Annotated in this window: 23 protein-coding genes and 2 pseudogenes; 6 read left to right on the forward strand and 19 right to left on the reverse strand. The window is 59.4% G+C overall.

Annotated features, from left to right (window positions below; all coding sequences use genetic code 11):
* Positions 1-92: 92 nt before the first annotated feature.
* Positions 93-429: pseudogene (locus ACN9MO_RS31180) on the reverse strand (alpha/beta fold hydrolase); the annotation flags it as partial.
* A 223-nt stretch (positions 430-652) separates the two neighbouring features.
* Here ACN9MO_RS31180 and ACN9MO_RS31185 point away from each other — a divergent pair.
* A complete protein-coding gene (locus tag ACN9MO_RS31185; protein WP_057250038.1) occupies positions 653-916 on the forward strand; it encodes a hypothetical protein in 264 nt (87 codons plus the stop codon).
* Between the two features lie 263 nt (positions 917-1,179).
* Here ACN9MO_RS31185 and ACN9MO_RS31190 read toward each other — a convergent pair whose 3' ends face one another.
* From ACN9MO_RS31190 to ACN9MO_RS31210, 5 genes are all read right to left on the reverse strand, one after another.
* On the reverse strand, positions 1,180-1,773 hold the full coding sequence (locus ACN9MO_RS31190; RefSeq protein WP_113737900.1) for a general stress protein: 594 nt from the start codon (positions 1,771-1,773) through the stop codon (positions 1,180-1,182).
* A gap of 21 nt (positions 1,774-1,794) precedes the next feature.
* On the reverse strand, positions 1,795-2,115 hold the full coding sequence (locus tag ACN9MO_RS31195) for a PepSY domain-containing protein (protein ID WP_057250042.1): 321 nt from the start codon (positions 2,113-2,115) through the stop codon (positions 1,795-1,797).
* 204 nt (positions 2,116-2,319) lie between these two features.
* The gene (locus tag ACN9MO_RS31200) at positions 2,320-2,574 is read right to left on the reverse strand and encodes a hypothetical protein (RefSeq protein ID WP_113737901.1); all 255 of its coding nucleotides are present in this window, start codon (positions 2,572-2,574) and stop codon (positions 2,320-2,322) included.
* Between the two features lie 311 nt (positions 2,575-2,885).
* A complete protein-coding gene (locus tag ACN9MO_RS31205; RefSeq protein ID WP_057250048.1) occupies positions 2,886-3,185 on the reverse strand; it encodes a PRC-barrel domain-containing protein in 300 nt (99 codons plus the stop codon).
* A gap of 168 nt (positions 3,186-3,353) precedes the next feature.
* Positions 3,354-4,574, reverse strand: coding sequence for an NAD(P)/FAD-dependent oxidoreductase (locus ACN9MO_RS31210; protein WP_057250050.1), 1,221 nt, complete (start codon positions 4,572-4,574; stop codon positions 3,354-3,356).
* A gap of 298 nt (positions 4,575-4,872) precedes the next feature.
* Here ACN9MO_RS31210 and ACN9MO_RS31215 point away from each other — a divergent pair, with 298 nt between their 5' ends.
* Positions 4,873-5,955 (forward strand): zinc-binding metallopeptidase family protein, encoded by a 1,083-nt coding sequence (locus ACN9MO_RS31215; protein ID WP_113737902.1) that lies wholly within the window; start codon positions 4,873-4,875, stop codon positions 5,953-5,955.
* Here ACN9MO_RS31215 and ACN9MO_RS31220 read toward each other — a convergent pair.
* From ACN9MO_RS31220 to ACN9MO_RS31235, 4 genes are all read right to left on the reverse strand, one after another.
* Positions 5,952-6,158: a hypothetical protein gene (locus ACN9MO_RS31220; protein ID WP_162771043.1), complete on the reverse strand. Its 207-nt coding sequence runs from the start codon at positions 6,156-6,158 to the stop codon at positions 5,952-5,954. The genes ACN9MO_RS31215 and ACN9MO_RS31220 overlap by 4 nt on opposite strands.
* Before the next feature lie 124 nt (positions 6,159-6,282).
* Entirely contained in the window at positions 6,283-6,690 is a 408-nt protein-coding gene (locus ACN9MO_RS31225; protein ID WP_057250055.1) for a hypothetical protein, read from the reverse strand.
* Between the two features lie 7 nt (positions 6,691-6,697).
* Complete coding sequence (locus ACN9MO_RS31230; RefSeq protein WP_113737920.1) at positions 6,698-7,555, reverse strand: TIGR02587 family membrane protein; 858 nt, start codon at positions 7,553-7,555, stop codon at positions 6,698-6,700.
* A 196-nt stretch (positions 7,556-7,751) separates the two neighbouring features.
* Complete coding sequence (locus ACN9MO_RS31235; protein ID WP_113737904.1) at positions 7,752-7,919, reverse strand: hypothetical protein; 168 nt, start codon at positions 7,917-7,919, stop codon at positions 7,752-7,754.
* A gap of 599 nt (positions 7,920-8,518) precedes the next feature.
* Here ACN9MO_RS31235 and ACN9MO_RS31240 point away from each other — a divergent pair.
* Together ACN9MO_RS31240 and ACN9MO_RS31245 are read left to right on the forward strand one after the other, a co-directional pair.
* Entirely contained in the window at positions 8,519-8,833 is a 315-nt protein-coding gene (locus ACN9MO_RS31240) for a plasmid stabilization protein (RefSeq protein WP_113737905.1), read from the forward strand.
* A 333-nt stretch (positions 8,834-9,166) separates the two neighbouring features.
* Positions 9,167-9,658, forward strand: a complete 492-nt coding sequence (locus ACN9MO_RS31245; RefSeq protein ID WP_113737906.1) for a ferritin-like domain-containing protein — start codon at positions 9,167-9,169, stop codon at positions 9,656-9,658.
* Positions 9,659-10,271: 613 nt separating this feature from the next.
* On the opposite strand, the gene ACN9MO_RS31250 is transcribed toward ACN9MO_RS31245, so the two are convergent.
* Entirely contained in the window at positions 10,272-10,790 is a 519-nt protein-coding gene (locus tag ACN9MO_RS31250) for a sigma-70 family RNA polymerase sigma factor (protein WP_057250062.1), read from the reverse strand.
* A 305-nt stretch (positions 10,791-11,095) separates the two neighbouring features.
* On the opposite strand from ACN9MO_RS31250, the gene ACN9MO_RS31255 reads away from it, so the two are divergent.
* The gene (locus ACN9MO_RS31255; protein WP_113737908.1) at positions 11,096-15,475 is read left to right on the forward strand and encodes a PAS domain-containing protein; all 4,380 of its coding nucleotides are present in this window, start codon (positions 11,096-11,098) and stop codon (positions 15,473-15,475) included.
* The gene (locus ACN9MO_RS31260) at positions 15,465-15,803 is read left to right on the forward strand and encodes a response regulator (protein WP_309140547.1); all 339 of its coding nucleotides are present in this window, start codon (positions 15,465-15,467) and stop codon (positions 15,801-15,803) included. Before ACN9MO_RS31255 ends, ACN9MO_RS31260 begins: the two co-directional genes overlap by 11 nt.
* A 787-nt stretch (positions 15,804-16,590) precedes the next feature.
* On the opposite strand, the pseudogene ACN9MO_RS31265 reads toward ACN9MO_RS31260, so the two are convergent.
* From ACN9MO_RS31265 to ACN9MO_RS31300, 8 genes and pseudogenes are all read right to left on the reverse strand, one after another.
* A pseudogene (locus tag ACN9MO_RS31265) lies at positions 16,591-16,799 on the reverse strand (SDR family oxidoreductase); the annotation flags it as partial.
* A gap of 42 nt (positions 16,800-16,841) precedes the next feature.
* A complete protein-coding gene (locus ACN9MO_RS31270; protein ID WP_113737911.1) occupies positions 16,842-17,939 on the reverse strand; it encodes an extracellular catalytic domain type 1 short-chain-length polyhydroxyalkanoate depolymerase in 1,098 nt (365 codons plus the stop codon).
* 351 nt (positions 17,940-18,290) lie between these two features.
* Positions 18,291-20,402, reverse strand: a complete 2,112-nt coding sequence (locus ACN9MO_RS31275; protein ID WP_113737922.1) for a catalase — start codon at positions 20,400-20,402, stop codon at positions 18,291-18,293.
* Between the two features lie 423 nt (positions 20,403-20,825).
* A complete protein-coding gene (locus ACN9MO_RS31280) occupies positions 20,826-21,206 on the reverse strand; it encodes a hypothetical protein (RefSeq protein ID WP_113737912.1) in 381 nt (126 codons plus the stop codon).
* A gap of 1,512 nt (positions 21,207-22,718) precedes the next feature.
* Entirely contained in the window at positions 22,719-23,807 is a 1,089-nt protein-coding gene (locus ACN9MO_RS31285; protein ID WP_113737913.1) for a YihY/virulence factor BrkB family protein, read from the reverse strand.
* Between the two features lie 92 nt (positions 23,808-23,899).
* A complete protein-coding gene (locus ACN9MO_RS31290; protein WP_162728089.1) occupies positions 23,900-24,232 on the reverse strand; it encodes a hypothetical protein in 333 nt (110 codons plus the stop codon).
* 192 nt (positions 24,233-24,424) lie between these two features.
* A complete protein-coding gene (locus ACN9MO_RS31295; protein WP_113737914.1) occupies positions 24,425-25,204 on the reverse strand; it encodes a hypothetical protein in 780 nt (259 codons plus the stop codon).
* On the reverse strand, positions 25,191-26,498 hold the full coding sequence (locus ACN9MO_RS31300) for a hypothetical protein (protein WP_057250082.1): 1,308 nt from the start codon (positions 26,496-26,498) through the stop codon (positions 25,191-25,193). Before ACN9MO_RS31300 ends, ACN9MO_RS31295 begins: the two co-directional genes overlap by 14 nt.
* Between the last annotated feature and the right edge of the window lie 73 nt (positions 26,499-26,571).

The following is a 26,571-nucleotide window of genomic DNA, read 5'->3' on the forward strand; positions in this document are numbered from 1 at the left end:
TCATGCCGAGTGAACGCGCGGGAGGAAGCCTACAACCAACGCAGCGACTTCGTCGAGATGGGTTCCGAGCAGCTGGATGTCCCACCATACGTTCGGGTCGTCGAATGGCCTCCGATTGGGGGATCGAAATCGTGTAGGTAGAGGACAAACCGGTCGACTTTCATCGCGTCAATGAAGACCTCGAGCCAGGTGGCCTAGCCGTCAACGCTGTAGTCGACATCTTCCGGAATGCGCTGTAGCCGGCGCCTGGAAATTCCGGCGCGAGCAGCCTCCAGCGGTCTGCAAGACGCGGCATGAGGTTGCGAAATTCGTAGGAGGAGCAGGATATCCGTGCGGAAGCAAAACCACAGGGGCGTCCGCCCGTCCCGCTTCACGAAAACTGTCGATGCCGGCGACCGAGACGCGATGATGTCGAACACGGTTGTCCATCGAAAATCCTCAAGAATCGTGCCTCCAGAGGGGTAGGAAACGAAACAATGCAACGCAGTTGTCGGTTCCCCAAAGCTCGCACCGCCTGGCTACCTGTTCTGATCGAGCAGCGCCTTCCGGGCACTAACGCAGTGGGCTCCAGGGTTGGGAAATTGTCGACGGGAACAAATGGATGCTCAGCCTGTTCGGCGCGTAATGCGACGATTGCGAGAGGAGAACGCTGATGACCAAGGCTGAAACGACTCGAGATCATGACGAGATTCGACATTGGGCAGAGGCACGCAACGGGCGGCCAACCCGAGTGAAGGGCGCCGATGATGGTGGGATTTTACGGATTGATTTCGGCGAACGGGATGATCACCTGGAGCCGATTTCATGGGAGGAGTTTTTTCGGATATTCGACCACAACCGATTGTTTTTCCTGCACCAGGACAAAATCGCCGATGGCAGCCTGAGCCGGTTCAACAAGTTTGTTGATCGCGCCTAGGACAAAATATGAGGCGGGCTTTTGAAGGGCCTGGCCGCGCAGGCGTCTGCCCAACCGCTAAGAGGGTCCGAGATTCTGCCGGACTGAGAGGGCTACTTGGGGATTGAAAGGGATCTCGCTGGCCGATGAGGTCGCACGAGGACGAGACTGACGTGCGATTGTGATCGCGCAGTTGTTAGCAATAAAAAATCGGCCCCGAGCGGGGCCGAAATCGAGTTCTAAGGGCTGGCTAATAAACGCTTTTGAAGCCCTCCCGGTTCCCGTCAAGGCCTGTAGCGGAGACGCTCTTTCTCGATCTCTTCGGGAGTGTAGGGATCGAGCTTTTCGTCGAAGCGTGTCCAGCCTTGCTCGAGGTAAGCCGCGCGGCGTTGTTCGGGATCTACCCAGCTGCCCCGGCGTAGGATGGCCTGGGCGTCCGCGTAGAGGCTCTCGTCAACCCGGGCGGTGACAACGGCTCCGCCGCGGCGCACGCCCTCCGCATAGACATGGGCATGCTCTTCGGGGACGCCGGATTCGGTCATCGCGCCGATCAGTCCCCCCGCAGCGCCACCGGCGACTGCGCCGGCTGCTGCACCGGCTGCCGTCGCGGCAAGCCAGCCCGCCGCCACCACAGGTCCGACACCGGGAATGGCCATGACGCCAAGCCCGGTCAAGAGACCCCCGATGCCACCAACTGCAGCACCTAGGCCTGCGCCTGTACCTGCGCCCTCGGCAGCATTGCTGTCGTTGGAGTACCGGTCATCGACATTGTTGGAAACGATACTGATATCGTCAGACGGCACGCCGCGATCTTCCAGCGCGCTCACCGCCGCGTGTGCATCGGAGTAATCGTCAAAAAGTCCACTAACGGTTTTCATGGGGGTTCCTCGCTGCTGGGATTAGTTGGCGACCACGTTGCCCTGGTAGTCGAGTGCGATCTGGACAGACTTTCCGTCCTTCATGGCGCTGCCTCGCCAGACGCCCTCGCTATCGAGTTTGAGACCAGCAACGTCGGTGTAACCGGCTTCAACGATGCGTTTCTTGGCCTGTTCTTCGGTGAAGCTATTTGCCCCGGCGACCGGGGCGGTGGGATTGGTGGAGTCCGGCGTCGCGACGGCCGGTGTGTCACCGTTCGTAGTGGCCGGAGGCGTCGAAGTCTGCGCGAGCGCGCCAAAGGTCGTTGCGCCGAGGAATACCGCGGCGAGCAGCAGTTTTTTCATGATGTCTACATCCTTGTTTTCAGCCCGTGGAAGGCACTACTGGTCAAACTTTGCTCGAGTTTTTTGGTTCCCGAGTTTTTTTGCCATTCACGCAGTGATTTCGACTTCTCGAAAAATACGTGTCACCTCCTCGAATTCGGGGTAGGGAGGTTCCGAAATTGGCGTTGCGACGGGTGGCAACAGACGCCTCGAAGCCGCGCCGGCCTACATGGCATCCATGCCCTTAATCGCATTCTCGAGATGCGACTTGCATTTTCCCACGTCATTTGCAGTCATGGCTTCTTTCGCCATGGCCAGTTCCTTGGTGGATTCGATTTTCTTTGCGCCGTCGGAGATTTGCCCGATCTGCTGTTCGGCCTTGGCAACCGAGGCTTCGTCACAGATGACATTCGTCTGTGCAAGGGCAGGTGCAGTGAACGCCGCGATGACGACGAGGGTAGCGACAGATTTCAAGATCATGGTTGTTTCTCCTATGGCCGGCAAAACACCGGCTTCCACGCTGACTGAACGGGACAACAACGGATCTGTTCCCTCAAACCGGCGCCCGAAATCGAAGTTTTTTCAAGGAACTTTCAGGTATTTGGCGCGTTTGAGGCGCGCGTATTCTGCGCTCTTATAATCGCTTGCCCGGTGGACGCGCCGCCAGCGCACTGACGAAACCAACCCGTCGTCTGCCTGGCGACGGGTAGGCCGTTTCTTTTTTGAGGGTAGAAGCCATGTTCATGTTGCCACCGCATGGCCACATTCCATGATGCAGCTCTGCGCTCGGGTCATGAGTCCAGGTGCTCTGGCATTTCTTTCAGCTGATCCTTCGTCCAGGTGGTGATGGCGTGAACGTCGCCGTCATCGTCACGCATGAAGTCGAGATCCGCCAATGGCACCGCGACCGGTTTCGCGCCAATCCCGAGGAAGCCGCCAACATCAATAATCGCAGTGCTGTTGGCGCCGACGCCGTGAAGGTGATCCACCGTTCCGACCTTGTCATCGTCTGCGCCGTAAACGGTCGCGCCTTCGAGGTTTGCTGGTATCAGTTCCGAAGGATCAAGGCGCACGTGATTGGTATGGTCCATCTCTTTAGTCTCCGGTTATGTCGGACTGAAAGAACCGGCTCAGCGGTAAACGGTTCCATTGATGAAGCAGCTTTCTGTTGGCCTTGGCCTGAGAGAAGCCTCCTCTGCTGCGATAAGTCACAAGACGATTGCGAAGGTGACCCGCGTCCAAGGCGAGGTCGCGCAACCTCAGCGAAACGCAAAAAGTTCGCTGTCCGGATCCTGGTGCCCCAATATTGCTGACGACACGATCTCCGCGGCGATTTGGCTGTAGGTGATGCCGTTTCCGCCATATCCCATCACAGCATAAACGTTGTTGAGTCCTGGAACCGGACCGATTATCGGCAGCCCGTCGGCGGTCACGCCGAAGGCCGCTGCCCATTGATAGGCGGGCTCGGCGATCGGTATTTTCAGGAGCGCCGACAGCTTCGCCCGCAAGGTCTTGGATTTGGACTTGAGTTTGACGGGGTCCTGAAATGCTGTGGGGCTTTCTTCGTCCTCACCTCCGACCATGAGGCGGCCATCAGCAGTCGAGCGAAAATAGAGGTAGGGATCCGATCCCTCCCATAGCACATAATCCTTGAGCCAACGGGGCCTCGGATGATGCGGCCTGGTTGCAAGCGCCCAGGTGGAGAAGATCCGATGCTCTTGGTTGGCCGCGACATCGAGGAACTCGTAGCCCGTGCAAAAGACGACATGCCTGGCCTGTATGATTTCTCCTTTTGATGTCGCGGCGGCGTTCCAGTCATCGAGGCTGCGAACGTCGGTGATCTCAGTATCTCCTACGATCGCCACACCGTCTGCCTGCACCTTGCGCCACACGCCGGCGGTTAATTGTGCGGGGTTTGCCGACGCGGAGATGGTGGACTCGATCGCAGCGGTCCGCTTCAGTCCAAACTTTTCGCGCAGTTGCGCGGCATTGAAAAACACTGCTGAAATGCCAGCCTTTTCGCGTGCTTCCGCCTCTGTGGCGAGCGCTCTTGCACCATAGGCATTTCCAGCGAGGTAGAGCGAATTCTTCCGCTCGAGATGGCAGTCGATCCCAAGATTATCGACAAGCGAAGTTAGCGTTTCCACGGCCTTGGCGGAGCGCTGCCAAGCGCGCCGAGCTTTTGCTTGCCCAAGCCTCGCCGTGAGCCTATGCAACGGCATGTCGATCTCATGCTGGATCATCGCGGTGCTGGCCAGAGTGCTACCTTGCACCGGTTGCCGTCGATCAACGACGAGGATTGTCATGTTTCGTTTGGCAAGGGACAGGGCCATCAGCGCCCCTCCAATGCCGGCGCCGACAATCAGCACGTCGACGACGTTGGCGGGGATGCGCTGTTGAGCCGCGACCTGGATCTTCCGAGTGGTTGCCCATAATGGCTGGAAGGACCGCAGTTTGCGCTTGCGCGTAATTGTCTCCAATTCGTACTCCCATACGCGTCGTACTATGGGCAACAAGCGGCCAAGATCGGCAATGAACTCTCCCCCGTGCCGCGTCAGATAGGGGAGACATGAGAAGGACATGGGTGGGGTGGTCGACTAGTCAAGGTGCTCGGTCAAACGCTCGCCGGTCGAACCCGGCAGAGCTCCGACTTAAGGCTCCCCACCCTGAGCCTTTGCAAATCGGGCGAGGCGCGCGGGAAAAATCTCATGAGTTGCCTCGCCGGATCTCGTTTCTCGCGCGTTAAGCGATGCGGCGACATTGCAAGAGGTGTTTGGCATGCGGCTCTACCAATGCGATATCAGCGGGTTTCCGCTCTATTTCGACAATCATTTCAGCGTCGGGGCCAACAATGCGCCGGTCGGGTTTGTTGCAGACACATTGACGCTGCACACTCTCTTGGAAGCAGGCGAGGGTTTGTGGAGCATTCCCTCACGGCCTGGCGAAACCTGGCGGTTCTGTGCCAACGCAGCCATAGACGGGAGCAACTGGTTGGTTGCGGCCGACGATCCAATTCTTCTGGCAATTCCTGCACGTTACAATCGGCTCATCCCCAACACCAATACCCCGGAGGGCCTCGCAAGGTTTCATAGAATAGGCGCGGCCCAGCGCCATCTGTTCTATTCCATTCTGCGCTTTGGCCTTCCGTGTCCCGGAAGAGACGTCGACCCGGAGGGCGGCCTGGTCTTCGACTTTCTGGAAGATGCGATCAATGAAGGCGGCGGTGTCAGCCCTGCAATGACCGGGCACCGGAGCGGTCTGATCAGTCTTCGAGCGGCCGAGGCCGATGACATCGTTCGCGAGACCGTTCGTGTTTCGATGGGAGAGCCCTACCGAACCCTGCTTGGACACTTTCGCCACGAGATCGGTCACTTTTATTTTCAGCAATTGGTGCGAAAGGGCGCTTTGCTTGAAGAGGCACGTGCTCTCTTTGGTGACGAGCGCGAAGACTACGCAGCAGCGCTCCAAAAAAGCTACGACAACGGGCCAGTTGCGGACTGGCAGGATACCTTCATTTCCGCTTACGCAAGCAGCCACCCATCTGAAGATTTTGCCGAATGCTGGGCCCACCTGTTTCACATTGTCGATACGCTGGAGACGACCAGATCATTCGGGCTATCCATAGAGCCGTTAAGTCACCACGCCCTTGAAGTCGAGGTCGATTTCGACCCTTATCGGGCGGAGAATGCTCAGCAACTGGTGGACGCCTGGGTTCCGATCAGCCTGGCCCTTAACACCTTCCAGCGATCCATGGGCGAACGGGACATTTATCCGTTCGTTCTTTCGCCACCGGTCATAGCCAAACTCGATTTTATCAATCGGCTGATTGCGGAAGCGCGCCTTCAAACAGGTCGCCTTTAACCCGGATGCAAGGGCCGGGCGGGACGATGCGACGAAACGATATTGAGAGCCATGTTCCTGGCTACGGGATCGGGATTTTTCTTGTCTCCGTCACCATCCCGATACCTGATCTGCTGCGCGCGGACTTCAGCAAGAGGCCAGGGTGTGTCCACCCCTTGCGGGAACCAGCGTTCGAGATCGCTCACCCAGCGCTTCTTGAACATCTCTTGGTCCTTGAGGAGAGAGGCGTTCCCTTCAATTTCAATGAATGTGCCGGGCTTGCCGAGCAGGCTTGGACGGGCAGTATAGGTGAGACCAACCTGGGTTCCCGAACAATGTCGCCATAAGCTACGGTTCGCTAAAGCCGGTGGCAAAAATCCGGGATCGCCCCGCAGGCTCGTTGCGAAAGATCAATCCAGCACGCGTCCTTGAATGCATCGGGACATAGTCGAGTGTAATCTCGACCGTTTCGACAACAGTGTTTCCGGCCGTGATCTCGCCACGCACGACGACGTCGGCGGCAGTCCGGTCGGCCGCGTTTTCGACGTCGAACATGACAAGATATCCGCCGTCCCGGCTTGCGCTGCTGATCGTCTTGACTGACAGGTCCGGCGCTCCATCGCTCTGCGTCGCAGCTTCAAAGCCGACCCACCCGATCAGGGCGATCACAGCGATGGCTGAGACCGACCCGGTAAGCCATTCGATCCAGTGACCTTCGCCACTTTCGATCGAGCGGGATTTCGACGGTTTTGCCATAGATCACCTAGAGAATGAGCCGCGCTGCCGCGGCGCCGATTGCGCTTGGAAATGCAAGCACCACCGTGCTCATGATCGCCTGGGTCAGTTCGATGCCGTCCAGCCGATGAAACGTCCAGAGACAGTAGAAGCTGATCGCAAAGGCGACGGCGTAGCCGGGGAGCGTGAAGCGGATAAGGGCATGCCAAACGGGTGTGCCTTCTTCCAGTTCGTGTCCGCCCGAAAACGACAGCGCGTAGACAAAACCATGCATCAGCACGATGGACGAAACGATGAGTGCGATTGCGTGCCAGGGTGACATCTTGAAGGAAATCAGGATCATTTCCTCGGTCGGGGCGACATTCAATCCGAGAAACAAGGCGCCGACGGCCATCATGAAGAGCTCGCCGCCGTAGCCACTTTGCGCATCATCGTCGAGGGGGTCCTGTGCGTCCTCGTCATCATCGTCGCGCCCGCCCAATTCGCTGCGACCAAGCAACGCACCGATGCTGGCCGGAACCGTCTGAATGGCGATCATGCCTGCCGCCTCGGGTAGAGCGTGCCCGACGCTCAGAACGCCTAGGGCAGACAGCACGAAGGCGCTGGCCAACAGACCCAGGAAATAGGCAATGCTGGCATCGCGCACTGCCTCATGCCAGGTCGAAATATTTTCAAACCCGATCCGGCGCGCCAGGAGGATGAGCAAGGGGATGTTGACGAGGAGCAACAGAAGGAGCCTTGATCGGTCGATATAGAGCCCGAGTTCCCACATCTCCATCGTCAGGAACATGGGCAGCGCAAAGAGCAGTGCGCCAGCCAATCCGCGCGCCAGGCCCTTGGAAAATCGACTGTGGTCGAAATTGACATGCGTTTGCTTGATCGCCATTCCGGTCCCCTTTTCGGCTGCCATCTCAAAACGTCGACAAGCTCCGCAAGTTCCTGGGCTTGGCGGCACGGAACCCCTTTTGCGGCCGAAGTGAAAGGATGCGGTTGCTCAGCGCGCCACGATCCGTTTTCCTGATCTGGACCTTGTTCTCCAGCGAATCCAGGATGTCCTTCGCAGAAGTCGACATCACAAAGTTTCACGAATGGTCTGAAGCCCGCCGGGTGTAAACTGATCTCCAGCAACTTGCCCCGACGATATCGAGGCCGACCAGGAACGTACCGTCCTCAACGAGCTTCTGGTGCAGAGTTTCCGCGATTGTCAGCATCTCTTTCGTGACGTTGTTGACGAGAAGGGCGATGCGCACGGCTGCTCCTAGCTAAGGTCGGTCATTCCCGGATCGCGCCGGCTCAGCCGGCATACCAAGCCTGCGGAACATCGCACCAATCAGAGTGTTGGGCGCAGGAAAGGAGGAGGCTGGCGATGGTCTTGATCCTACCGGAGTTCGATTGCCGAGGCGGCGAGGGAGCCGACATCTCGGGCCTCGTTGCGTCTATCTGAATGCGGAGGCATTCTTGGAGACGCGAAACCTCACATTCAGGGTGCTTGGAAACAGCGTCGTTATTGAAGGGGCAGTCGATCTGCCCGGGGGGCGCAGACGTCGTTCAGCGGCTTGCTGAAAGTCTCGCCGACCCCGGCCGCGTCATCGTCAGGATCAATTGTCCGCCCGATTGAGGCGCGGCGGCTGAGATTCGAGCGGCGGGTGCTGCCGGGCAGAGCCCGGCCGCCTTTATTACCGGTCGACGGCCTCCTCAAAATATGGCCCCCCAAGGGAGGCCACCGGAGCGATGTACGTCAAACCAGACTTCGCCGCCTTGGTTCCCACCGGCGGCGTGTGGAGGGCCAGCAAGGGAACGTTTGATCGGCGCGCCGGTTGGGCGGGGCCTCAAGAGAGGGAGATACGCCATGCCCCGCGGAGATAAATCGAAGTACACCGACAAACAGGAACGCAAGGCGGACCATATCGCCGAAGGCTACGAAAAACGTGGCGTGTCGGAGAAGGAGGCGGAGCGCCGTGCCTGGGCCACTGTGAACAAGGACAGCGGCGGTGGCAACAAGTCCGGTTCGGGCCGCGGCCAGCCCGACACCAACGAATCCGCCAAAAAGGGCGGGCACGTCGGCGGTCGGGCTGCCGCGGGACGCCCTAAAGCTGAGCGCTCAGCATCCGCAAAGAAGGCCGCCGCAACGCGCAAGCGAAACGAGCACAGCACCCGTCACTAGTGCCATTGAGGCTCAGCTTGCCGCAATCGTGAAGTCATCGTTTGACGCAATCGTCAGCAGGGATTTTGGGCGGAACCGTGCGGACTTGGTACGGGTCTAAGGCAAGCCCCTTTCCAATCAGCCGACCCCGCAAAGCAAAACCGAATAGGCGCTCGGCTGCGTTGGTTCTCACTCATTTTTCCTCGGGCGCGATCGACGCTCCGCCTGAACCTGTGCCGAGCGAAGGTCGTGCGCCTACGAGCCAAGTCTTCCAAACCGCATTTTGTTCCCGTTCGGAACCATTGCAGCTGGGCGATGTTGGAGCGGCTCCACCACACCGTAAAGGAGGTTGCCATGCCAGAGAAGACGCTTGAAACGCTGTTTCATGATGGCCTGAAGGACATCTACTACGCTGAACGGCAGATCCTGAAAGCGCTGCCGAAGATGGCACGCGCGGCGCAACTGCCGGACAGCAAGGCAGCGTTCGAAAAGCACCGGGACGAAACCGAAGTCCATGTGGAACGCTTGCAACAGGTCTTTGAAATTTTCGGCAAGCGCGCCCAGGGAAAGACCTGCGAGGCCATTCAGGGAATTATTGCAGAGAGCGAGGAGATCATGGAGGAATTCAAGGGGAGCCCCGCACTTGACGCTGGCCTCATCTCGTCGGCCCAGGCGGTCGAGCACTATGAAATTTCTCGCTATGGCACTCTGAAGACCTGGGCCAAGCAGCTCGGGCTGCAAGAGGCGGTGTCGCTTCTCGATCAGACCCTGCAGGAAGAAGGCGCCACCGACAAGGCCCTTAGCAAGCTTGCGGTGACGGCGGCGAACATCAAGGCCGCTGCCTGATGGCGTTTGGACGCTTGAGGGCGCCGTCGCCTCCAAGCGTCCTTGCCGCTTCATCGAATATCAGTTTCAACTCTGTAGACCGCCCAAGGCGTAGTGATGAAGCGAGTGGTCCCAGGAGGTCCAGGTCTCGTCATCGAAAGTGACGAACGAGCGCAACTCGCAACGAAATGTAGGACGAAGATGGCTTCCGGCAAGAAGACGAGCGACCACCCCGCGAATAGGTTGGCGACGGACCCTCCGGGCGATCACGTTGGCGCCGGGTACGCGGAAATCGACGATATACCGAATCGTCTGCTGATACTCGCAAACAGGCTGCAAAAAGCCTTCGCTTCGCGTCGAGTTGTGGCCAATGCCCAACGCCCAAGCTTCAAGGAGAATCGAGGCGACCAGTGAAGTGAAGCGGATCGAGGATGAGAAATGATACGGGACTTGCAGCAACTGCGGGTACTGGTTGCAAGCATGAATTCATCGTCGCAAACGATATTGCGCCCCCGGGGCGACCCCACCGATTCCAGCCACCCACAAATCGGGGCGAAACGGGGGTCATGCTGGATTCTGGTATCCTGATCCGAAGTGTTTGTCCGTTCTGTTTAAGGAAGCGGTGGAGGCAATTTCAGGGAAGCGGAACGCCGCTCATCCGGTAGGCAAGCTCCTCGCGCGCTCGGCTGAGCCTGCTCTTGATCGTGCCGACAGCACAGTCGCAGATGTCGGCGGCTTCCTTGTAGCTCAGCCCATATCCAGCAACGAGGATCAGCACCTCTCGATGGTCGGGTGCCATAGTGTCGAGAGCGCTGCACAGTTCCACGGTTAAGACGCACCAGTCCTGCGGTGCCGGCATCGGGATCGGTAGCTCGGCGCAGTTAACGAGGCCCGGGGACTCGCGCCGGCGCAGCTTGTACTGAGTCCGGAAAGCGTTGTGCATGATGGTGAAAAGCCAGGACTTAAGATTGGTTCCCGGTTGGAAACCGTCAATGCCGCGCAGTGCTCGAAAAAGCGTTTCCTGCAGCAGATCATCCGCTTCGAAGCTCGACGACACAAAGGTGCGCGCAAAGGCCCTAAGCGCCGGAATGAGGTCAACAACCTGGCTCTCCAGCGGCCGAGACCGCTGGACCGTTTCGTGGACAGAAGGCATTGTAACTGCCTTTCGCAATAGCTGAATTTGCTCTTTCTAACAATGCGCGGTCGGCACTTAAGTTCCCGCTACAATGCAGAGGGCAGAAGCGACAGGCGCCCTTGCCTCCCGCATTCAGCGGGACAGATCAAAGCCCGGCAAGACCGCGGGTGCTAGAACAAGGCAGCCTTGATCTTCACGCGGGCGACATTGATACACAGAGGTTTGAATAAGCTAGAATGGCATCTATGCAACGGTGGTGCCTGCGCGTGCGCACGCTTTCTCGTCGCGTTCGACCGCTGTGTGCATCATGAACAGGCGTACCCATGGCAAGCAATTCAATTGTAACTGGTCACACAGCGACAGCTGGACGAAGGCGCATCGACGATACGAGCGAGGCAGGTCCCGCCGCTATCGCGGGCATTCCCGTCGTCGGAATCGGCGCGTCTGCCGGCGGCATCGAGGCGTTGGGCAACTTCTTCGACGCCATGCCGGCCGACAGCGGTTGTGCCTTCGTCGTGGTGCTGCATCTCGATCCGAAGCGCGAAAGCGAAATGGCCCGCATTCTGAGCAGCCACACCAGGATGCCGGTGGTACAGGTCGAGGACGGAATGACGCTCGTGCCTGACCACGTTTACGTCATCGCCCCCGACACCGATCTCAATTTGGCGGAAGGGGCATTGAAAGTATCAAGGCCGGCGGAGCCTCGCGGGCAGCGGCATCCCGTCGACGTGCTGTTTGCCTCGATCGCCGCGGAGCAGCGCGAGCGTTCGGTCGCGATCGTGCTTTCCGGGACAGGGAGCGACGGCACCGAAGGCCTGAAGGACATCCGAGCCGAAGGCGGCATGAGCCTGATACAAGCGCCGGAGACGGCCAAATTCGATGGCATGCCGAGGAGCGCGATCGCTGCCGGTCTTGCCGACCACGTTCTTGCGCCGGACAGAATGCCCGCGACCCTGATCGCCTACGTCAACCATGGCTACGTTTCCGATCCCGCCGAGGTAGAGACCGACCGCGCGAACGGGGAAGCGACGATCGAACAGATTCTGAAGGTCGTGCACGCTCGAAACGGGCACGATTTCGGCAACTACAAGCGCAACACACTGAGGCGGCGTATCCATCGTCGCATGGGGTTGAGGAACATCGACACGACCGCGGACTATCTCAACGATCTGCGGGCCAATCCGGACGAGGCCGCCGCTTTGGTGGCGGACCTGATGATCAGCGTTAGCGGGTTTTTCCGCGATCCCGAGGCATGGGAGGCACTCGCCAAACTTGTGATCGTCCCCCTCGTTGCAGGGCGCGAGAGCGGCGCACAGATTAGGGTCTGGGTTCCTGCCTGCGCCACGGGAGAAGAAGCCTACGCCGCCGCCATGCTGATAACCGAGCACGCCGAAGCTGCCGCAAAGCGCTTCGACCTGAAGGTCTTCGCCACGGACGCACAGGAGGACAATCTGCGCAAGGCGCGTGACGGCATCTATCCCGCCGCCGCCCTGGCAGGCTTTTCGCCCGAACGCCTCCGCCGCTTCTTCGAAAAGCTCGACGGCTCGTTCCAGGTCACCAAGGAGCTTCGCGATACGGTCGTGTTCGCCGCACAGAACCTGCTTCGCGATCCGCCGTTCTCGCGGCTCGACCTCATTTCCTGTCGCAATTTCCTGATTTATCTGGAGCCGGTGGCGCAGCAGCGCGTCATCGCCCAATGCCACTTCGCCTTGCGCCCGGACGGGCATCTGTTTTTAGGCAATGCCGAGACGATCGGGCGGCATGACGATCTCTTCGACACCATATCGAAGAAATGGCGCATCTATCGCCGCACTGGACCAACCCGGCACGATCTCATCGATTATCGGCCGCTGCGTGGATCCGCCAGCACCGGGGCCACGGGCGAGCCGCGCTCGGTACCATCGGAAACGGCGCCACTGGCTGAAATCGCACGCCGGGCCCTGCTGGAGCGCTACGCCCCTGCATCGGTGCTGATCGATCACAAGGGCCGCGTCGTCTATTTCCACGGAACGACACGCGACTACCTGGAGCAGCCCTCGGGACAGCCGACCAGAGATCTCATCGCCATGACGCGGGACGGACTGGGCCTCAAACTTCGCGGCGCGATACGCGAAGCCACGAGGGGCGACAAGACCGTCACGGCACATGCGCACGTACTTCAGAACGGATCTTCCCGTAGGATCGCCATGACCGTGATGCCGCTGCCCGTCTCGCCACAAGGCGGGAAACTGGCTCTGGTCAGCTTCGCGCCGGATGAGTCTGCTGCCGCATCCAACGACCCGCCTGTCCGCGATGCCATGGAAACGACGTCCGGCGAGCGAGCGCTTCAGGAGGAACTGATGTCGATGCGCGCCGAGCTGCGCGACACTATCGAGCACCTCGAGACCGCCAACGAGGAGCTGAAGGCTTCAAACGAGGAAGCGATCTCGATGAACGAGGAACTTCAGTCCACCAACGAGGAGCTCGAAACCTCCAAGGAAGAGTTGCAGTCCTTCAACGAGGAACTGAATACCGTCAACAGCCAGCTCCAGCACAAGATCGTGGAACTGGAGCGCACCACCAACGATTTGAACAACCTGCTGGCGGGCTCGGAGACGGCAACGCTGTTTCTCGACGACGAATTGGCGATTACTTGGTTTGCGCCGGCGATGAAGGAGCTCTTCAATCTCGTGAGTTCCGACATCGGGCGGCCAATTACCCACTTCGCGCGGAAGTTCTCGGACGAAAACCTGCTGTCCGACGCGAAGACGGTGTTGAAAAAGCTCACGACCATCGAGGCCGAGGTTCGTGGTGACACCGGACGCTGGTACCTCAGGCGCATGCTCCCCTACCGCACGCGCGACAACCACATCGCCGGCGTGGTGATCACCTTCAGCGACATCACCGCGCGACGCAAGGCAGCCCAGGCCGTCGACGAGGCGCGGCGCTATGCCGAAGCGATCGTCAGGACGGTAAGGCAGCCCTTGATCGTCCTCGACGCCGAACAGCGCGTGGTCTCGGCCAATCCCGCCTTTTACGAACTGTTCAGGGTTTTGCCGAAAGACACCGACGGCAGGCTGCTCTATGCGCTCGGCAATGGGCAATGGGACATTCCGGCCCTGCGGACGCTCCTCGAGGAAGTGCTATCGAAGGATAAATCGGTAACCGACTACGAGGTCGAGCACGAATTTCGCGACCTCGGCCGGCGCAGCATGATGCTGAACGCCCGCCAACTCTCTGAAGGCGACGGCCGCGACGCGCTGATCCTGCTGGCCATCGAGGACATTACCGAACGCAGGGAGGCGGATGGTACGATTCGCGCCAGCGAGCAGCGCCTGAGGGATCTTGTCGGGTCGCTGCCGGGCGCGGTCTACACCACCGACGCCGCGGGCCGGCTCACCTCCTACAATCCGGCTGCTGCCGAATTGTGGGGCCGCACTCCGGAGCTGGGCACGGATGAATGGTGCGGATCCTGGCGCTTGTATCGACCGGACGGCGCGCCCTTGTCGCATGACGAGTGCCCCATGGCGGTCGCACTGAGGGAGAAGAGGCCGATACACGGTGCCGAAGCGGTGGCCGAGCGACCCGACGGCGTGCGCGTGCCTTTCCTGGCTTATCCGACGCCCTTGCGCGATGCTTCGGGCAAGGTCACCGGGGGCGTGAACATGCTGGTAGATATCACCGAGCGCAAGCAGGCCGAGGCGGTGGCGCAACGCCTCGCCGCGATCGTCGAATCATCGGACGATGCGATCATCAGCAAGTCCCTCGACGGCATCGTCAAAAGTTGGAACAGCGGAGCGGCCCGGCTGTTCGGCTATGCTGCCGATGAAGTTGTCGGCCGATCGATCATGACCCTGGTGCCCCCGGACCGCCACGACGAGGAGTTGGATATCCTGGAGCGCGTCCGAAGGGGCGAACACATTCAGCACTACGAGACGCTGCGCCAGCGGAAGGACGGGAGCGAGGTCTGGGTGTCGCTGACCATATCGCCGCTGAAGGATGCCGCAGGCATTGTCATCGGTGCCTCCACGATCGCGCGGGACATGACCGAGCGCCAGCGCGCCGACGAACACCGCAAAACGCTGATGGGGGAACTCAACCACCGCGTCAAGAACACGATGGCCGTTATTCAATCCATCGCGGCCCAGACGCTTGGCCACGCATCGACGCTAGAACAAGCCCGCGAGGCTTTCGGGTCGCGGCTGATCAATCTGTCCAAGGCGCACGACGTGCTGACGCGAGAGAGCTGGCAAAGCGCGGACCTGCGCGAAATCGTCGCCGATACCGTCGGGCCCCATGCCGGGGGAGAAAACCGCTTCGAGATCGAAGGGCCGAGGATCCGACTGTCGCCGAGTGCCGCGTTGGCGTTTGCCATGGCACTGCACGAGCTCAGCACAAATGCTGCGAAATACGGCGCGCTCACCTCGGAAAACGGTCACGTCCTGATCGCATGGCAACTCGAGGGCAACGGGGCCGAGCGGCAGCTCGTTCTGCGTTGGCAGGAGAGCGGCGGACCTCCGGTTGTTCAGCCAACACGCAAGGGTTTTGGCTCGCTCCTGATCGAACGGGCGCTGGCGTCGGAACTTCGAGGAGAGGTGCGCGTTGGGTACAAGTCCTCCGGCCTTGAGTGCACCATCGTTGCACCAATATCCGCTGGCGAAGAGTTGTTGGGAGGGCGAAGTGGCCCGAGCGGAGGCGAGGCGGATCCTGATCGTGGAGGATGAAGTTCTCGTCGCGCTAAACCTTGAGGACCTTCTCACAGGAATGGGACATTGTGTGGTGGCCTGCGCCACCCGACTCGACAAAGCAGTGCAACTCGCCACTCGCGCAGATATCGATTTTGCGTTTCTCGACATCAACCTGGGCGGCGAAACGTCCTTTTCCGCCGCCGCAATCTTGCGCCGGCGCAACATCCCGTTTGTCTTTGCCACCGGCTACGGCACAGATGGCCTTTCGGATGAATTTCGCGACACGCCCACGTTGCAGAAGCCCTATGAACCCCGAGAATTGAGGCGGGCACTTACGGAAGCTTGCGCGGGTGTGGCTGACTGACGTCGGCAATGCTATCGACACGCCTCTACGACGGATGATTGATCGGAAGTGCTCAATCATTGCGAGCGTCTGCCTTGCGCATGATCGCATGAGGTTCGGGGTCGACAGCGCGGCTGACCGCCACGAACGCGGCAATATCCAACCGGCGCTTCCCAAACTCAGACTTGGAGATGAACGTTTGCGGTTGCCCAACGCCCTGCCCAAGCTCGACTTGAGTGATGTTCGCGCGTTTCGGGTTGGAAGCCTTGGAGCCGAATTGATGCGATAACTGCCATCACATCCGAAGCCGGCTCGCCGTAGAAAGCCCCAAGTACAGGCCTATGCCGAATCCGAGCAAGCCGGCGGTACTTACAATTGCCGTTGCCGTACCGGGATTGTCGCGCGCGGCCCCTATCGCCCCTTGTCCCTGCTTGCGGACCGTTTGGACTGCGCTCCTGGCGAGTTCTGATGCCTCCTCGGTCGCTGAGCTGACTCGCGCACTGAAAGCTTGCCTCACCTCTTCGACCTGGGAACGCAAGTCGGCGATCTGATCTTCGATCGATTGCTGTGTATTACTAGCCATTATCCACCTGTTGGTTTGCAAACGCAAAATCGCTGGATGGCAGGTTTGTTCCCATCACAAATTCATTGTCCTGATCTTGGGTGTTTGCCGGGATGCCACGACATGGCAAAAACCGATGGGAGATTTATGGCATCAACCAGCGGAACGCCGGCGAGAAAGTCCGGTTAATGCCTGCGGCAACTAGGAGCTCTTCTACGAAGAGCATCCCGGATCAAACGGGGCAAGCTAAGGTGGGACCCAACCACCGATGATCGCCAATATCTCACCGGTGATGCAGCTGGAGCATGGGAGAGCCAAAAAAGACGTAGGCAGGAGTAATCTCCTCGGGCTGGGCTGGACGTTTCATCGGCACGTTGGCACCGAACTTCGATACATCCTGCGCCTCCTTGTCGCTGGGGCGGACCCGGCCCGCCCGCGTTCACCCGAATACCCTTTCGGTCGCTTTGCCAGAGACACGGGGAGGGATGCGGGTGCGGCTAGCGCATCAGTCCCGCCGCACGCAGCGCGTCCTCGATGGTCCGCCGAATGCCGTCCGTCGGTCCTGCTTGACGCGGGCTGTCACCATTGCTGCTTGAGATGGGCGCAGGGACGTCAATGTTGGCGCCATGCGACGCGTGGTTCAAAGCCGGTGCTAAAATTCCGAATGACCGCGCAATTTCCTCGGTCGACGAAATGCCAACGTCGAGCATATATGGCCCCGCCCGCCCGTAACCGCTTTTGACGTCGATTGGCGTGCCGTGGCCCATGCCCTTGACGCGATAGAGCTGAAGGCGTTCCGTCCCGTCAGCATCGACCCAGACCAGGCGTTCAAGCCGTGACCTTGGTTGGTCTGCCCGAGGGGACGCTCTTGTCTGGTGAATGCCCTGCCATTGCTCGACAATCGCGTCTGCGTTGGCGGAGTTGACGGTAGTGTCTTGGGTTCCCTGCCAGACCGATATTGAAGGCCAGGGACCCTTTGATTTGGACGCAGATCGAAGCAGGTTTTGAAGCGACTTTCCGTCGGGCATACCGTGCGCCCGCATACGGTCGAACGCCTGGGGTATCGTGTATGCAGTTCCATAGGGAAGGCCCGCTATGATTGCCCCGCCGGCAAAGACTTCGGGATAGGTCGCCAGCATCACATTCGCCATAGCGCCGCCTGCCGACAGGCCGGTGATATAGACCCGGCTGGCATCGATGCCGTAGCGCGCTTCGGCGGTCACGATCATCTGGTAGATTGAAAGGGCCTCGCCTCGGCCGCGCGCGATATCGTTCGGCTGGAACCAATTGAAGCAGAGATTGGCGTTGTTGCTGCGGGTCTGCTGAGGAAACAAAACGACAAAGCCGTGATCGTCGGCCAATTTGCTCCATCCAGATCCAGTATCATATGTCGCCGCCGTCTGGGTGCAGCCGTGCAACACCACGACAAGCGCCGGCCGCGGAACCACCGTGGATGGCACGTGAACTCTTGCCTCAAGCTCGCCGGGGTTCGATCCAAAGGCTTCGAATGGAGCCAGGAGGCTTTCACCCCGAGGGGCAGCTTGATTTGTGCGGAACTGCTTGAGCAAGGCGAGGGTGTTGGCCAGCGAGCGCATGACAAAATCTCCAGGCCGTAACGGCCAGGATGGCGATCATAGCGGCCTCAGGTAGCTTCAGGAATATATTGCTGCACTGCACAAGATAATGCTGCGGCGCAATGTTTCAATGGGAGATGCTTAAACTTGCAGGTGGCGACCCGGAACGGGGTGCTCAGAAAATGCATCAACCAAGCCAACGGTTGCTAAATGTGAGGGTGGCAACCGAGATCGGTTTCCCCTGCTCACCACCGAGACCGAAATCTCGGTACGATAGCCATCCTGCAGTTCGTCGCGTGCGTCGCACGATCTATTGTGAGGCACAGAGGTTTCCGTATTGATCACATAAGAAGCTCTCGTTGTTGGTTTCGGTTAAAGCTTGACCGCTGTCTCTCGGCCCCAGAGCCGGAGCTCGCGACAGGCCTGAATGAATGAATGAACTGCTTTCGGATCGCTGAGTGCAATCACTCCCTCGTCCAGTTCCGGGTCGACGCCTACGTGTTTCAGGAGCGGAAGCGCCTGGGGCGAGAATGCTATGAACTTGCAGTGGGCGAAGGCGTCGGAAACGAAATCGTGAGCCGCGGCTTCTTTTGTCAGCCGCTCAGCGCCGTTCTCGGAAAGGATCAGTGCTATTGCGTCGAAGAGGACGGACGGTCCGCCGTCGACCATGTGTTTGCCCTCTATCCAGCTGCCATCCGCTGCTTCTACGCCCCCAACCTTCGGTGCGACCACCTCCATGACGGCGCCCTCCTTTTCGATCGCCGACTGCAGTTTCTTAAGAAGTGCCGCGTCTGCGCCGGCAGTGACCAGCACGCCCACTTTCCGCCCGGCGAAGCTCTTGGGCCCGTTCCCAATGATACTGAGGGCCGGAGATGCCGGCAGGTCGTCGCGAGGCGGCACTGCCGCATCGGCAGGCTTAGGAAGCTTCTTGATACCAAGCTTGCCCGCGACCGTCGTGCCGAGCGTTTCATCGATATTGAGGAGATGGGCGACCATACGCTCGCGTATTACCGGATTCTCGCATTTGCTCAGCTCGAACGTAAGCGCCGTCACAATATGGCGTTGTTCCGTTGCGGTCTGACTGATGAAGAACTGCCGCGCTTGGCTATAATGGTCGGCGAAGCTTTGGGGACGGAGCCGGGCCTTCTGGCCTTCCTCTAACTTCGCGAATGTCGGGAATCCCTGTTGTGGACTTTCTCGCGGGCCCTCGCCCCACGAGTTCGGCTGGTAATTGACCCGTCCCACGGGATTGCGCGTGGCCATGTGGCCGTCCTGCTGGAAATGGTGGAACGGACACTTCGGCGCGTTGATCGGGATATGAGTAAAGTTCGGGCCGCCGAGACGCTTAAGCTGCGTGTCGAGGTAGGAAAAGTTGCGGCCCTGGAGCAGCGGGTCGTTTGAGAAGTCTATGCCGGGCGGTACGTTTTGTGTCATGAACGCCACCTGCTCGGTCTCGGCAAAGAAATTGTCGGGCATCCGGTCGAGCACTAGCCGGCCGACTGGTAGCGGCTCAACAATCTCCTCGGGGATGATCTTGGTCGGATCGAGCACGTCGAAGTCGAAGTTATCGGCAAAATTCTGGTCGAACAGCTGAAGGTTCAACTCCCATTCTGGGAAATCGCCGGAGCGGATCGCATTCCATAAGTCGCGTCGATGGAAATCCGGATCAGCCCCATTGATCTTGACCGCTTCATTCCAGACGACCGACTGCATGCCGAGTTTCGGCTTCCAAATGAACTTGACGAAGGTTGACTCGTCCTTCGCGTTGACCAGCCGGAAGGTATGAACCCCAAACCCCTGCATGAAACGGAAGGAACGGGGGATGGCGCGGTCCGACATCACCCACATGATCATGTGCATTGATTCCGGCGTCAGCGAAATGAAATCCCAGAAATTGTCATGGGCCGATTGCGCCTGCGGAAAGGCGCGGTCAGGCTCTGGCTTCACCGAGTGGATGACGTCGGGAAATTTGATTGCATCCTGAATGAAAAAGACTGGGATATTGTTGCCGACGAGGTCCCAGTTGCCTTCCTTCGTATAGAATTTAACTGCAAAGCCGCGCACGTCGCGCGCGAGATCGAACGAGCCTTTGGATCCTGCGACCGTCGAAAATCGCACAAAGACCGGCGTCTTCTCTCCGGCGCGTTGGAAGATGTCGGCGCGGGTGTGAGCCGCTAGCGATTCATAGGTCTCGAAGTATCCGTGGGCGCCGTAACCGCGCGCATGCACGACGCGCTCGGGAATGCGTTCGTGATCGAAATGGAAAATCTTCTCGCGGAAATGAAAATCCTCGATAAGCGCCGGTCCGCGCTCGCCGATTTTTAACGTATTCTGGTCATCGGAAACCGGTCCGCCCTGCGCTGTCGTCAGGACCTCCGCGTCGCCATCGGCGAACTGATGGAGTTCGCCGCCGTTTCCGCGTGCGAGCTTTTGATCATGGATCGTCGCGGGCTTGCCCGATGATTGCCTGGCAGATCTGGCCATCTCCATATTCCTTGAGAATGAGTGAAACGAATTCTGGACGTTCTCCCCAATCCCCAGAGAACGTGTAAGTTCCGAGCAGCCGTGCGTGTTGCGGCCGGCGCGACCTATTTCGCCCCCTACGCGGGTTAGATGGCGCGGGCAGACGATGTCTTTTCCGAACGAGGCCCGCCAGAAGGCCGGCGAGGGAGTCGCCACAGGCCACGAAGCAAGTTCTGGACGCGAAGGCGTGCGGAAGGTCCATCGGTACCGCTTTCTGTGTTTGTGGATTGCCGCCGTATCGCGATAGCCTTGGATCAAAACGACGCTGGTGATCACAATCGCTGCGACCGACAGCGCATAGGTGATGACTTGTGTGAAACCGAACGGCACCAGGTCGGTGCTGCCAGCCATCGACAGGCCGGTTAAGAGCGTTGGCACGCCGCCTCATGTGTCAGGGGCATGACCGCGCAAGTCATGGAACTGGAATGTGGATAGTTGGGGTATATCGCTGCCCTCGCCGGCATTTGCGGCTGGAGAGCCCTTCGCCCGAATCTCCTGGATTTCCGTGGCGAGATGATCGAGGTATTCGAGCGCTTCGTGAGTGGTGATCAAAGACGTCATACTGTCGTCCGTGCCGGCACGTGTCAGATCGTTTCTAGCTTTCTCCACGAGGTCATGGATGAACCGGTTTGGATCATCGCATTGGTCGGCAGCCCACCGCAACAATTCGCATAGCAATCTTTCGTTAACGCGCATTGCCGTAACGGCCTGGCTCAACATGAGGTTAATTTTCTGTACCTTCTCATCTTTGATCCTGCGGGCCATCGGAATTCTTCCTGATCTACTTCTGCGCCTGCCTGCTGCCGTTCCAAAGTCCAACGGCGAGGCGAATGCATTTGTTCCGCACCAGATTGCTGCTTGAGCGGCGAAGCTGGTGCCCCCTTCTGCATGGCGGCAGAGCGCCAGGGCGTGTTCCCTAAGTTGCAATAGAATAGCCCCACCTCCGCTTGAACCTCGGAGTTCTACCTTGATCCGAAGGATTTTGGATCATTGGCGAGCCAAACGCGCATGTTCCTCGAAGAGAAATGGCCCCGACGGGGCGTCGGGGCCAACGAGGCTGCATCATGGCATTGATGGGCTCCTACGCGGGGAAAGGGATTACCCCATGAAGCCCGGCTGGATCCTTGGGGGAGGATCATCGCCGGTCCTCAAACCACAGTCTCTAAAAGTGGTTCCCATGCGGAAAAAGAAACGGCCCCGTCCGGGGAGAGCGGGGCCTCGGCACGGAGTAGTGCCAATGGGCTCCATTCTGGGCATAGTGGATGGAGCCTCAGCCTAGATCCGGGGGGTAGTGGATCGTAGGCACGCAATGAACGCGCATCGTCAAAAAAGGTTCCGGATGTGGCGTCTAGGCCGGCGGCGGGCTGGATCCCATCTTCGCTCGAAGCGAGGCGGGGTCGCAAACGTCTTGATACAGTTGGATCAGCCGCGACGCGAGAAACTGCGCATCCTCGCAATCAGCCGGAAGTCTGTATTCTCTGAGAACCTCATCAAACACGGCCTGCAACTTTTCAAGGTCGCCAGGAAGCAGCATTCGAGAGTAGGCTGATAGCATTTTAACCCTCCAAGTTAGGGCGAGCGGCCAAACTCGCTCGCTAAGCCGTCCAGGCGGGACACTGAAGGATTGTACCTTTTTGGGTTAATCGCGCGAATCAAAGATCAATAGGCCCGGCTGCTAATTGCCGGCGGCTTGCGCCGTTGCTGGTGCCCGGCGCACCAGTCTAGGGGCCAGGGCATGAAAAGAAATGGCCCGCCGGGGTGACGAGGCCAGAGGCTACCTTCGGACTTCACTCGGGGGATTTGGTGAAGTCTGCCATGATCGCGAGCGGGGGTGGGACCACGACACGCCAAAAACGCACCTCCGACGCAAAGGTTCCTGCTGGCAGGGAGTGGACCGGCCCACAAGGACGACGATGGGGCCAAGCGAGTGCCTCGATGGACTTCGTTAGAGGAAAACGTACCGCTCTCGGAACGGCCACCGTCCCGGAATGTTCTCGTCTGGGACTGAAGTCCCATGGAAGAACCTGTTCCGCCGCGCCTAGGTTTGGGGATGCTCTCGATCCTCGACCCGATCGATCGAGGCGCCTCTGGCCCCCACTGTTGTCATCAGTGTCCCCGCTCGGTGTGGGGCCTATCGAGGTCGGATGCTCGCAGTTCGACCGGCTAGCGAAAGCCGGGCGCTGGTGTTTTTGCAAACCCACGGCCCGTCCACCGTCCCGAGCCTCAGGACTCGTCCCCGAAGTTCGAAGGACGGAGACATCCGCAGCGCACACGCCATCATCTTGCCGCTTTGCCGATAGTGTCGGCCATATGGGCTCCACGAAGGCCCATGGGAAGCGGCCTGCCGGTAGTTGAGTCCTTTGCGGTTTGATGCTCAAGTTCAGCATTGAGCTCCGCACCCACGATCAGCAGGGTCACTGACAACCAGAGCCATATGAGGAACCCGACAAGGCCGCCCAACGCACCGTAACTGGCTGCGTAGTCAGCAAGGTTGTTGAGATACCAGGCATAGCCCAGAGACATCACAATCCACGCGGATGTTGCGAAGACCGATCCCCACGTCAACCAGCGGAGTTTCGCCGGCTGGCGACTGGGACCGACACGATACACCACCGCCGCTCCCGTCAATGCGGCGACGACCACAAGGGACCAGCCAGCCAGGAGGACCACGGTTTCGTTCGTTGGATCAAGGAACGCAACTCGAAGTAGTGTGGATAGCACGGCGGTGATGACTATCATCAGGATGAGGGCGATCATGGCGCAGAGCGTAAAGACGATGGCAATGAGGTTGAGTCTGACAAATCCTCGCTTTTCGACTTCCTGGTACGCAACATTCATTGCGTCGAACAGCGCGAGCGTACCGTTTCGGGCACTCCAAAGGGCAACGGCGAAGCCGATGAAAAAAGCAAGGCTCAAGGTCGCGTCACGTATCTGCACGAGTGCGCGAACCTGGGTGGCGAGAATGTCGAAGGCCCCCGGGGGGAGGACGTAAGCGAGCGTTCTCAAGTGCTCCGCAATATCGACGGGATCGGCGAGCAGTCCGTAAAGGGCCACGATCGCGCCCAATGCTGGAAACAGCGCAAGAAGCAGATAAAACGTGACTCCAGCCGCGACGAGCGCGACCCGGTCACCGGACACTTCGTGTACGACGCGCCAAAGCACGTCATAGAGCCCCTTTCGAGGGATGTCCTCGGGAACATCGGCGCTGCGGCCGCGACTTTGGTCTGTATCTTCACTCAGAGGATAGAGAGGCTCGTCCTGCCTGGCGCGCAGAGTTCGCCCGTTTGATCGGTTGAGGCAAAGTGCGATCACCGCGATCGCACAAATGCTGACGGCGATTTGACGATCGGTAAATTTCAGGACCATCGAAGGTTCCTCTCGCTTTTCCTTTCTAATGCGCGCCACGCGAAGTGGATGCGGCGAAAACGTCGTGGCCAGTGCCGTCGGACCCCAAGGGCTCAGCGAGGCCGCGCGAGCGCGGTCCAGAGGTACCCCACGACGCCAGCCACAACGATTGCCGGAACGATGTGGCGTCTGAGCTTGTTTTCTACCGCTTGGACGACGACGTTCGCCTCAAGCACGGCCAGCCTCGAGGTTCCGGCCGCGATGGCTGCGAGTTCCGTGCTAAGCCGGATCACGTCTGTTCGCAAAGCCTCTAGCTGCGCCTCTCGAGTAGGATAGTAGGATCGGACGTCAGCGCTGCCTGATGTCGCACGATCACTCTCGTCGCTTGGCGTGTCGGCCAACTGCGATGCTTGGACAACGCTTTCATCATGTGTCTGATCCGTCATGGCCTGGCCCTCCTCTGGTTCCATTCAACCGAGGAGGATAACCGTTGTTCCACCATCGCGCTCCTGAGCCGCACCGAGCGCGCCGAAACCTGATGCTTTTGAGAGCCACTTTGACCTCGAAAGACCGGACGAGAGAACCCGTCGTTGCTGGCGGAGCCTGGCCGAACGCCCTCTTGGATCGCTTGCGTCGACCTAGTTCTTCTTCTTGGCGCGAGCCGCGGCCTTTGTCGTGAGCCGAAAATCGGCCATTTCCTGCGCCGTCAAATAATAGAGATGATCCGGAGGGGTTTCCAAAGCGTGGAACCAAAGGTTGGCAGAAATACCCATCGCGTCGAGATGGCGCGCGATCCGGGCAGTGGCGGACTGGGCTGCCGACATGGCTTCCTGTAGCGTCGGCCGATCATTGCTGTCGCTGAAGAGCTGATGCACGCCGACGACCGCGTCGGATTCCGCAAGGCGCTCGACTCCGCCTGACAGGATAATCGGGCATGAGGATGCGCACAGTGCTCTCGATGCCACTTTGGTGTTCAGCCGCTTTTCTCGGATCAGCCTGGAGATCGCCAATGCGTCGTCTACCGAGCCCCCCGGCGAGTTGAGCTCTACGGTTTTGATATATTCGCCGCGTTGTTCGACCTCGCGAGCAAATCGCAAGGCTGCGCCTAGGTCGAGCGTTCCTTCAGCAAGCAAGGAGCCCCCTGGACCAAGATTGAACGTCATGGGCTTGGCTAGATCTTCGATTGGGCTTGCCGGGTTTACCGTAGGCCGGTCCGGATCCGCCTTGGTTCCGGCAGGTGGTAAGAAGGGCATCGGGTGGGATGGATCGAAGGTTGGCAGCTGTCTCTTCGTTGCGATTTCGCGAACATCGATAAGGAGAAAGACCGTCGTCAACGCCAATAGCAGCAGGAAGGCCCCCCGCATTAAGGCGCCATCGTCCAGGCGGCTCAGCATCCTGATCGGTTCATCGATCCTCATTCGATCGATCCTTCGGACGTGTTCGTGGATCGAGACTGGTGATGTTGTTTGGTTCCTCTAGCCCTTTCTCCGGTTCCGGCTCCGCAACGGCCTGTTCGAGGTTTACCCCGTTATTCGTCAAGGCATGCCGCACTTCCAAAGCCTGCAAGAGTTCGGCCGCCGTGATGCGCTCCGCAAACGGCATGCTTTCCTCCTGTTTGCGGATTGCGCCATGGACGACGGCCAGAATGAAGACCAAGACGCCGGGCAGGAGATCGATGGAGACGGCGCCTGCCCAGGCGGGAATGAAGTCGGCGGCGTAGCGCAACACCGCTTCTGCAGATGACAATGGCACGAACCGGTGTTCCTTAACCGGTGTGCGCGCAAGGATCTCGTCGGCAGCCTCAGAAAGCACCTTCGACTGAGCCGCCACTGAAGCGCGCACGGTTGCCATTACTCTGTCCTGACGGTCGACAAGGTCTGCATCACCACCGTCAGCAACCGGAGCAATAAAGCCGAGAGAAAGATCGTCGGCCGCGCGACGGATCGAAGGTGCGATGGACGTCTGCCCGAGCGAGGCTATGACGCCTGTGAGCGCTACGACTTCCGAGGAGAATTGATCGGCGCGCGGCTCGATTGCACCGGGCGCCGAGACCAGGGTGCGCATAGCCTCCAGCCGCTTTTGTCCTTGATTGAACAAGGTCGTCACCTGCTCGCGTGAGGCGTTGATCCCGCTTTCGAGATCTTTCATCTGTGCTGACATTTGAGACAGCAGCTGCACGACGCTTCCTGAACCTGTTGTGCCGGTGAGGGCGCCCGATTGCCGTTCAGATTGAGCAAGCTGAGCAAACCGTTCGGATGCGCGCTGGATGTCGGGCAAAAGGCTTTGGGCGGCCAGCGCGTTCTGGTGGGCCTGGTCAAGGTCTGCCGTATAGTCTTCAACGGTTTCTGCAAGATGCTGCTCGAGCGCGGCAGAACCCGCGAGCGCCGCCGCATTCAGCCAGCTAGACATAGCCAGGATCATGGCCGCGCCAAGCGCCATGACGCCGAGCATGGAGGCGCGGCCCCTATGGGTGGTGATATGCGGATAGAAGCGGGCCATATAGGACCAAAAGGCGTAGATTCCGACCGAGACAGAAGCCGAGTAGATGACCGCAGCAAAGAACACCGCAGTCGGCGAGCCATCCAGGATGCTGCGTACACCGAGGTATGTGTAGACGCCTGAGGCAAGGGCAAGAACTGCTACGGCAAACCGCGTCATCGTCTCGACGGCAGCGACCCCGTCGTGCAAACGTTGGGATGCGCCGGTCGCCATGGTCAGCTCTCCGCAAAAGGAATGTATTCCTTAAAAGAGTATGAAGAAACGGGCGGAATAAAGGCCGGATTCT

The sequence above is a fragment of the Ensifer sp. R-19 genome (assembly GCF_049905105.1).
Classification (GTDB): domain Bacteria; phylum Pseudomonadota; class Alphaproteobacteria; order Rhizobiales; family Rhizobiaceae; genus Ensifer.